Origin of the sequence: Streptomyces boluensis, from assembly GCF_009908195.1 — a bacterium.
GTDB lineage: Bacteria > Actinomycetota > Actinomycetes > Streptomycetales > Streptomycetaceae > Streptomyces > Streptomyces boluensis.
Genome location: NZ_JAAAHS010000013.1, coordinates 38,608 through 47,323, shown reverse-complemented (window position 1 = coordinate 47,323; position 8,716 = coordinate 38,608). Strand labels below are relative to the sequence as shown.

Annotated in this window: 7 protein-coding genes and 2 pseudogenes; 4 read left to right on the top strand and 5 right to left on the bottom strand. The window is 69.4% G+C overall.

Annotated features, from left to right (window positions below):
• Nucleotides 1–826: 826 nt before the first annotated feature.
• Together GUY60_RS03560 and GUY60_RS39890 are read right to left on the bottom strand one after the other, a co-directional pair.
• Nucleotides 827–1,582: an alpha/beta fold hydrolase gene (locus tag GUY60_RS03560; protein ID WP_161693623.1), complete on the bottom strand. Its 756-nt coding sequence runs from the start codon at nucleotides 1,580–1,582 to the stop codon at nucleotides 827–829.
• A pseudogene (locus tag GUY60_RS39890) lies at nucleotides 1,579–1,770 on the bottom strand (cold-shock protein); the annotation flags it as partial. The gene GUY60_RS03560 and the pseudogene GUY60_RS39890, both read right to left, overlap by 4 nt.
• Before the next feature lie 574 nt (nucleotides 1,771–2,344).
• Between GUY60_RS39890 and GUY60_RS03550 the strand changes: the two are divergent.
• The 4 genes from GUY60_RS03550 (at nucleotide 2,345) to GUY60_RS03535 (ending at nucleotide 6,317) form a co-directional block, all read left to right on the top strand.
• Nucleotides 2,345–2,719, top strand: coding sequence for a peroxidase family protein (locus GUY60_RS03550; protein WP_161693621.1), 375 nt, complete (start codon nucleotides 2,345–2,347; stop codon nucleotides 2,717–2,719).
• A 205-nt stretch (nucleotides 2,720–2,924) separates the two neighbouring features.
• A complete protein-coding gene (locus GUY60_RS03545) occupies nucleotides 2,925–3,272 on the top strand; it encodes a hypothetical protein (protein WP_161693619.1) in 348 nt (115 codons plus the stop codon).
• A 364-nt stretch (nucleotides 3,273–3,636) separates the two neighbouring features.
• Complete coding sequence (locus GUY60_RS03540) at nucleotides 3,637–3,792, top strand: hypothetical protein (protein ID WP_161693617.1); 156 nt, start codon at nucleotides 3,637–3,639, stop codon at nucleotides 3,790–3,792.
• A 119-nt stretch (nucleotides 3,793–3,911) separates the two neighbouring features.
• Entirely contained in the window at nucleotides 3,912–6,317 is a 2,406-nt protein-coding gene (locus GUY60_RS03535) for a tetratricopeptide repeat protein (protein ID WP_312866169.1), read from the top strand.
• A gap of 51 nt (nucleotides 6,318–6,368) precedes the next feature.
• Here GUY60_RS03535 and GUY60_RS03530 read toward each other — a convergent pair.
• The 3 genes and pseudogenes from GUY60_RS03530 to GUY60_RS03520 all read right to left on the bottom strand — a co-directional run.
• Nucleotides 6,369–6,866: pseudogene (locus tag GUY60_RS03530) on the bottom strand (amino acid permease); the annotation flags it as partial.
• A gap of 84 nt (nucleotides 6,867–6,950) precedes the next feature.
• Nucleotides 6,951–8,285 (bottom strand): diaminopimelate decarboxylase, encoded by a 1,335-nt coding sequence (gene lysA, locus GUY60_RS03525; RefSeq protein WP_161693613.1) that lies wholly within the window; start codon nucleotides 8,283–8,285, stop codon nucleotides 6,951–6,953.
• Complete coding sequence (locus GUY60_RS03520) at nucleotides 8,282–8,653, bottom strand: SAV_915 family protein (protein ID WP_161693611.1); 372 nt, start codon at nucleotides 8,651–8,653, stop codon at nucleotides 8,282–8,284. Before GUY60_RS03520 ends, lysA begins: the two co-directional genes overlap by 4 nt.
• Between the last annotated feature and the right edge of the window lie 63 nt (nucleotides 8,654–8,716).

The window sequence follows — 8,716 nt, the reverse complement described above, 5'->3', positions numbered from 1 at the left end:
CACCCCGCCCAACCCCGGCAGTGGCCAGACCGTGTCCGAGGAAGAAAGGGAAGCCGGTCAGAAGCTTGAGGACACCGGAGAGCAGCTCATCTTGCAGGGCGAGCAACTTATCCAGCAGTCCCGATCGACGTGCGGCGGCTACCCGTGTTCGGGCAGCTGGTTGTAAATCGCACTCAGTATGTCGGCGTCGCACCGCAAAGGAGCCTGGGACAGCGGCCTCGCCGCTGTCCCAGGGCGGGTGCGTCAGCTTTAAGGCCAGCCGCGAACGTCCTGAGGGCCTACTTGCCTGCAGTCGGATCGATGTACCTTCCCTCGCGTAGTTCGCTTCGATTGCGGTGTCGGCCTTCTCGGCCTCGACCCACATCGCATTCTCCGCGGCGCCCGGACATGGAAACGAGGGCTCCGACGACTTTGCCGTCGAAGCCCTCGTCGTTCCATGGTTCACGAGCTCGCCGTGCGGCCGGTGCCTGTGTGCGGTGCGGATACGAGGGGCTTCAGGCGGCGGCAGGTCAGACGTGGCCTGTCACTTCGTCAGCCGGCGGTGGGCCTGGTGATGTCGTGGCGACGTCTCCCTCCCTCAATCCGGTATGTACGTCCACCAACGGCCGTGATGTCACCGCCCATCGCGTCACGCCGCTTAACCGTCAGGGAACCCCGCCGTGCGGTCCTGAACCTCGGCCACGACACCCCGGCCGCCACACCACCGGTCATCGGCTCCGCTCAGCGGCTCCACTCCTGGCCTGACGCGTTGACTCGACGGCCGGGTAGGCCGCCGCCGTGCCGACGGATCGGGCATGTCCTGAACTGGCCCGCTGATCAGCCGGGTTCAGGTGCGCAGGAACATTTCGAGCGAGGTTGCCAGCGCCACCGGGGTCTCGTGCATCGGGTAGTGGCCGCTGTTGGCGATCTCCTCCAGATCCGCGTTCGGATAGTGGGCGAGCCAGGTTCCGCGCATCACGTCGGCCGTGAGGGCGAGATCGTGCTCGCCGACGATGACCTTGACCGGGACCGGGTTGCCGGCGATCCGGTCGGTGAGGTCGGCGGTGACCCAGTCCTTGACATAGCCGCCGAACGCCTCACGCGTCGACAGTTCAAGGGAGCGGTCGACCATCAGGTCGACCCATACCCGGCTCGCCCGCTGCCCGGTGACCAGGTCAATGATGGCCAGTCGCTTGTCGCGGTCCTGGGCGGCGCCGTAGAAGAGCGCCTCGCCGTCGGTGTCCAGCGGGTATGCCCCGGCGGGGACGGGCGCGAGACCGACCATCTTGCGCACCCGGTCGGGGGCCTCGGCCAGGACCTGCTGGATGGCCTTGCCGCCCATGGAGTGGCCGACGAGGGAGAACCGCTCCCAGCCGAGCTCGTCGGCCAGGGCGAGGGTGTCGTCTGCGATCTCGGCGAGCGTGTAACTGCCGGTGATGTCCGTGCGGTTGCCGTAGCCGCGGTAGTCCAGGAAGGCGTAGCTGAAGGTGTCGCCGTCCAGGTAGTCCAGGAAGGAGCCCCAGCCTGCACTGGTGCCGAACCAGTCGTGGAGCACCAGGACCTTGTGGTCGCCGGATCCGATCAGGCGGTGCGGAATGCTCATGGTGCGGTTCCTCCAGTAGTGGTGGCGTTTGAGGTGTGCGTACGAGGGACGTCTGGTCCCTCCTGCTGCAAGGCGCGGACCTGGTCCGCCTGCGGCTCACGGGCACGCTGAGGGATCTCGAACTCGACCCGCTGGTTCCCCTCCAGGTTGCTGAAGCCGCTGCCGACGACCGTGGAGGAGTGGACGAAGTCGTAGGCGCCTCCCTCGTCCGGGGGAGTTGAAGCCGAAGCCCTTCTCGCCCTCGAACCGCTTCACGGTGTCCTGCGCCGTGCGTACTCGTCTCTTGTTCATGCCGTGGTGCGCACGCGTGCGCCGGCCGTGGCCCGCGGCCCCGGCTCCTGATCCTTTCCCCTGGCGGGAGTTGCGAACCGGAGCCGCTGCTGTGGCAACCCAGGAGCCGGATCCAGGACCGCCCGCAGCGGGTTCGCCGAGCTGGTCCGGGCTCCACTGCGAACAGCACTGTTGCGCTCGCTCGGTCGCCGCGCACCGAGTGCTGCTCCGATGCCGGGCCAGAGCGTTCGGGACGTTGGAGGACGACTGCGCGGGCCCAGCCGTGGGCCGGCGCCTCACCGAGAGGAGCCCTCGCGGGCATCGAAGGCGGTTTCAAGGACGGCCAAGGACATCACCGTGGGCGGTGTACGTGCTGCTCAGCGGGCTGCTCGCGTCCTCGACGTGGGGCAGGTCGGCTGACGAACTCGGCCGTATGGGCAAAGCCGGAGTGTGTCGGCCACAACGCGTACCAATGCTCTTGATCATCACTGCATGAACACGATGACCTTCCGTGTGGCGGCCGTGAGCGCCGCGGCGATCCTTGGCGGGCTCCTTGCTACGCCTGCCCAAGCCCAGGATGAGCCGCCGTTGAGCTGCGCGACGTTCGGGACGACGACTGACGGCGACATCATCCTCACGTGTGCCACCCCGAAGGGGCCCACGTCTCGACTGCACTTCCATGACTGCTTCGTTCAGGGTTGCGATGGCTCGATCCTGCTGACCGATCGCGAGGCGTCGGACACGGACCCGGATCGGCTGCACTCCAGCGCAAAGGACCTTCGGGGCGAAGTGATGATGCAGCCCAAGGCCGCGGTGTTCACCGCAGACGGGCACGCGCCTTTCTACGCTCTCGCAACCCACGGGTGAGTCGACTGGGGCCTTTGTCGAGTTTCCCGCCTGGGCCCCGATGCCCGGCAATGCACCTCGCCGGACGGTGCTCCGGGGCGGGCCCAGCGGAGTTCGGTGCGCGTGCTGGCGGCACTTTCGTTCCTGTTCAGGGAGTTGCTGCCGATCGAGGGATTCCGCGCGCAACGTCCTACAACGCTCAGCAGATCTTGAGGTTCACCGACAGGTGATCAAGAACATCAGGGGCGGCCTCGCCGCCGCTCTCGCTGTCCTTGTCCCGCTGACCGCCATTCCGGCCCAGGCCGCCGATCCCCAGACCTTCAAAGGAGAGCACGCCCCCACCAAGCACGATTGGACCCTCGACGGCCGGGACGTTGACACCCTGTACTTCGGCATGAAGAACCTCCAGGGGGAGGTGACGATGCACAAGAAGCGCCTGCGGTTCACGACGAAGACCAACCAACTCCAGGTGCGCAGCCGGCAGAACCAGACCTTCGAGGTACCCGCCGAGGTCCGATCTCGGACGGTCTGTTGGGTGGTGTATCCGCTTTCCTCGCGTTGCCGACCGGTCTGATCCCGGTAGCGGACGGTGCAGTTGTGCGGGCATCTCGCCTGGCGGGGGCATGCGCACCTTTTGAAGACGGTACCCATGCCGCGCGCGAGTCGTACGCCAGTCATTTCCGGGGCACCGTCTCCGCCAGTTGTTGAAGGGCTTGGCATTCCGCGCGGACGGCCTCCTCGGAACTTCTCTCCCTGTCCTTTGGGGCGCATGTTGGGTGTCGCCCGTACCGGCGAGCGCGTGGCCACCTGAAGCTTGCGCGGGCTCGCGCGCTGGTGCGTCCTTTGGCGGCGCTTGGCAAGGTTTCCGCCTGCGGGCCATGTCTAGCGTTATCGTCAACTACTCGATTGCTAGCGGGGTTTGGGGGAAGGATCGGGCTATGGCTGTTTCGGGGGCTGCGCGCGCCACCGCGTGGATCGTCGCCGTCGTGGCGGGACGGGCCTCGGTGGGATTGATCGTGGCCGGGCGGGACGGGATCGCCGCCGCCGGGGACGTGAGGGACAACGCCCTCGGCGACGGCAGCGAACGCCGATGAGCCCCCGTTGGCGGCGGCGCCGGGGCGACGAGGCGACCTCTGGAACCACGGAGGGGCCGGCTCTCGCCGCCCGGCAAGCCTCCGGGGGGCCTGAGCGGATAGTGGCCGGGGACGGTGGTGTGGCGGCGGGCGGGGACGCGTCCTACAACGCGATAGGCCCCGACAGCCAGGTGAACGTCTACCGGCAGACGCACGTCCACCTGACCGCCCGTGAGGTGACGTGGCCGCTCGAAATCGGCATCGTCCCCGGCCTCGCCACGGCGTTCCAGCCACGTGCGGCACTACGGGAGCAGATCGACGCCGCGCGTGGGCAGAGGGCTGCGGCGGTGCTGACGCAGGTCCTGTCCGGTGGTGGCGGGGTGGGCAAGTCCCAGCTTGCCGCCTCCTACGCCGACGAGGCGATCCGCGCGGGCACGGACCTGGTGGTGTGGGCGAACGCGGGCGAGGTGCAGCAGGTCGTCGCGCTCTACGCACAGGCAGCCGCTCTCGTCTCCGCGCCGGGCGCGACCGGCGAGGATCCCGAGCGGGACGCGCGTGCGTTGCTGTCGTGGCTTGCCACCACGGACCGCCGGTGGCTCGTGGTCCTCGACGACGTCACCGACCCGGCGGGCATGAAGGACTGGTGGCCGTCCAGCCGGACAGGTACCGGATGGGTGCTGGCCACCACCCGCATCCACGACGCACGCCTAACGGGTAACGGGCGACGCCGTATCCAGGTCGACGTCTACACGCCGGACGAGGCCGCCGCCTACCTCCGTACCCGCCTGACCGAAGACGGCGCCGAGCATCTTCTTGACGACGGCCTCGACGACTTGGCCGCCGCTCTCGGGTGTCTGCCGCTGGCGCTCGGGCACGCCGCCGCCTACATGCTCAACCAGGACCTCACCTGCGCGCGGTACCTGGCCCTCTTCAACGACAGCACCCGTCCCCTCGAACAGCTCCTCCCCGAAGAGGCCGATGCCGAGGGTTACGGACGCCAAATCGCCACCACCTTGCTGCTCTCCCTCGACGTCGCCCAGCACACCGAGCCCGTCGGCCTCGCCCGACCCGCCCTCCGCCTCGCCGCACTCCTGGACCCCGCTGGACACCCCCACGTCCTGTGGAAGACCCCGGCCGTCCTGACCTACCTCACGGAACAACGGGCCCCCGCTCCGGACGGCGCGCATCGGTCCGAACCCGTCACCGCCGAACAGGCCGAGGCGGTGCTGCGTGTCCTGCACCGGTACGCGCTGATCGGCATCGACCGGCGCCAAGCCCCCCACGCCGTACGCGTCCACGCACTCACCGCCCGCGCCACCCGCGAGCCCCTCGGGGACGACGCCCTTCGCGCCCTTGCACAGGCGGCTGCCGATGCGCTCCTGGACATCTGGCCCGACCCTGATCACCTCCACCCCGCCCTGGCCTCCGCCCTGCGCAGCAACATCGACCAGCTCCACCAGAACACCGGTGAACACCTCTGGCGGCCGGAAGCCCACGAGATTCTGTTCCATGCCGGAAGCAGCTGGGTCTGCACCGGCCTGATGGCGACGGCCATCGCATACTGGAAGCGCCTTTCGGTCACCAGCCGCGCAATTCTCGGTCCGGAGCACTCCGGCACCCTCCGCGCCTGCGCCAACCTCGCCAATCTCTACAGGGGCAGCACGGAGGCCATCACCCTGACGGAACGCGTCGTAGCCGACTGCGAACGACTTCTCGGCCCCGAACACCACGACACTCTCAGGTTCCGCGCGGACCTCGTCACCCGTTACGCGGACACGGGGCGCATCACGGAGGCCGTCACCCTGGCGAAAAGCATCCTGGCCGTCCGCAGACGGCGCCTCGGCCCCACGCACCCCGACACTCTCACCGCCCGTGAAAGCCTGGGATTCGCCTACAGCCAGGCGGGGCGCATCACGAAGGCCATCACTCTGACGGAAAACGTCCTGGCTGCACGAGAACGGCTACTTGGCCCCACACACCCCGACACCCTCCGCGTCCGTGCCAACCTCGCAGCCGCCTACGGGGACGCGGGGCGCACCGCGGAGGCCATCACTCTGACGGAAAACGTTCTGGCCGACCGAGAACGCTTCCTCGGCCCCACACATCACGACACCCTCCTCAGCCGAGCCACCCTCGCCTCCGCCTACAGCCAGGTGGGGCGCATCACGGAGGCCATCGCGCTGACAGAAAACGTCCTGGCCGAACGAGAAGGGTTCCTCGGCCCCACACACGTCGAAACCCTCCGCACCCGCAATCAGCTCGCCCTCTACTACGACCAGGCTGGGCGTACTGCGGACGCCATCACGCTGGAGGAAAGCGTTCTGGCCGACTGCGAACGGTTCCTCGGCCCCACGCACCTCGACACCCTCCACGTCCGTGCCAACCTCGCAACCTCCTACGCGGACGCGGGGCGCATCACGGAGGCCATCACTCTGGCGGAAGGCGTCCTGGCCGACCGGGAGCGTCTCCTTGGCAGCGAACATCACGAGACTGCCCGCGCCCGCCACTACCTCTGGGGCCTCTTAGCCTGGCAGCGCGGTCAGTAGCGTGTCTCGGGCGGCGCCCGGGGCGAGAGGCAACGCCGTTCAGCCGCCAGCCACACCCAGGATCACGCCGAGGGCGACCTCGGCGTCCTTGGCGCGGCGGGCGCGCGGGGCACGGAAGGACGGCACCGCGTTCGCTATCGCCTCGACACCGGTGAGGGCGGAGGAGCCGGAGGCGAACGCCTTCAGCAGGAGCAGCGCGCCGACGTTGGTGGCGTTGTCCGCGAGCGCCGAGGCATGCCCGGCGGCCGTCGCCGTGGGGGCGGGAGCGTCACGGAAGAGACCGACCGCGATCATCACCAGGATCGATACGACGAAGACCACGGTCGGGGCGATGAACGCCTTGGCGGAGTCGACGATGCCGCGCAGGTTCACGGCCGTGATGAGCACGAGGACGACCAGACACAGCCAGAGCCGGTCGTCGTACAGGGCGGGGAACGCGGACGTGAGCGCCGCGACCCCGGCCGTGGTGGCGACGGCCACGTTCAGGACGTAGTCGAGTACCAGGGATGCCGCGGCGACCAGGCTGGTGCGGTGGCCCAGGTGGGTCCTGATACGGGGATGACCTGCTGGAATGTGGTCTGCGTGGCGCTGCCGGGCGGGGGTGTGGCGTCCACCGCCCGCCCGGCAGGCCGACTACAGACCGACGTCGCGACCACGGACGTCGTCGAGGGATTCGCGCCGCACGAGCAGCCGGGCCCTGCCATCGGCCACGGCGACCACCGGCGGGCGGCCGACCAGGTTGTAGCCGGAGGCCATGGACAGCTGGTAGGCCCCGGCGACCGGGACGGCGAGCAGATCCCCGGGCCGTACATCCCCGGGCAGGGGCACCCCGGCGGCGAGCACATCGCCCGCCTCGCAGTGCCGGCCGACCACATCTGCCGTACAGGGCAGGGCAGTTGACCGTCGCCCGACCAGCAGCGGGGCGTACCGCACCCCGTACAGCGCGGGTCGAGGGTTGTCGCTCATGCCGCCGTCCACGGCCACGAAGACCCGGTCACCGGTCCGTTTCACGGCGAGCACGCGGTACAGGGCGACCCCGGCCGGACCCACGACGGCACGGCCCGGCTCGATGAGCAGCCGGGGTACGGGGAGCCCGGCCGCCGCACAGCTCTGCTCCAGCTCGGCCCGCACTCGGTCGGCGAGGGCGGAGACATCGAGGGCCGCGTCGCCGGGACGGTAGGCGACGCCGTGGCCGCCACCCAGATCGAGCTCGGGCAGGACCATGCCATGGGCCTTCCGGATGCGTGCCATGAGTCCCACCAGGCGGCGCACCGCGGTGAGATACGGCTTCACGGCGGTGATCTGCGAGCCCAAGTGGCAGTGCAGGCCGACGAGTTGGAGACCAGGCTGGGCGAGTACGCGGGTGATGGCGTGCTGCGCGGTGCCGTCGTTGAGCGACAGGCCGAACTTCTGTCCCTCCGCCCCGGTGCGGATCTTCTCGTGCCCACCCGCGCTGATGCCGGGGACCACCCGCACCATGACCTTCTGCCGGCCGTCGGGGCCGACGGCGGCCGCGATCCGGGCGATCTCCGACGGGCTGTCGATCACGATCCGGCCGACACCGAGCCGCAGCGCCGCCTCCAGGTCCTGCGGCGACTTGGCATTGCCGTGCAGCAGGATCCGTTCGGGCGGAAACCCGGTGGTCACGGCCAACTCCAGCTCACCGGCCGAGCACACGTCGAGGCCCAGCCCTTCTTCCTCGACCCAGTGCGCCATCGCGCGGCACAGGAACGCTTTGGCCGCGTAGAGCACTTCGGCGTCCGGGAAGGTGTGCCGGTAGCTGCGGCAGCGGGCTCGCACCTCGCTCTCGTCGAGTACGTACACGGGGGTGCCGAAGCGGTCGGCCAACTCCGCCAGCGGTACGCCGCCGACTGCCGTGCCAGCGTGCGTGCGGGTGGTCGAGGCGGGCCAGACGGACAGGTCGTCGACGTCCGTGGGCGCAGGGACGGGAACATGCGTCGTGGTCATGAGGCCAGCCCCTTCTGGGTGAGAGCGCGAACCGGCGTACGCGCAACTGCCCCGTATTCGGGGCTCATTGGGGTGCTGCGGACGGAGGGAGCCGCGAACTGCGGGTCCACGGTGAGAGTCGTGACACCGACGGGCTCGACGAGCCGGCGCAGCGCCGCTTCGGACAGCCGGACCCACTGTTGGCGCGGCCCCAACGTTCCGACCAGGCGGCGCTCGGTGGTGAAGCCGACGGCGGTACGGGCGCCGGGCGGCGTACGGAAGAGACGGGCCGCACATCCCGAGGGGCCCGGCCGGACGGGAACGAACAACGGTCCGGCCGGGCCTCGTTCGAGAGGTTCGGGACTGTCGGACGGCAGGGCATCTGCCATGGTGCTCCTCCTCGGAGACACTGAGAGAGGTGAACAGAGGACCCCGGCGCGGGGAGGCGGTCC

Coding starts and splice junctions, on each gene's coding strand:
- GUY60_RS03560 (WP_161693623.1), bottom strand. CDS start 1,582: ATGAGCATTCCGCACCGCCTGATCGGATCCGGCGACCACAAGGTCCTG.
- lysA (WP_161693613.1), bottom strand. CDS start 8,285: ATGACCACGACGCATGTTCCCGTCCCTGCGCCCACGGACGTCGACGAC.
- GUY60_RS03540 (WP_161693617.1), top strand. CDS start 3,637: ATGGCTGTTTCGGGGGCTGCGCGCGCCACCGCGTGGATCGTCGCCGTC.
- GUY60_RS03550 (WP_161693621.1), top strand. CDS start 2,345: ATGAACACGATGACCTTCCGTGTGGCGGCCGTGAGCGCCGCGGCGATC.
- GUY60_RS03520 (WP_161693611.1), bottom strand. CDS start 8,653: ATGGCAGATGCCCTGCCGTCCGACAGTCCCGAACCTCTCGAACGAGGC.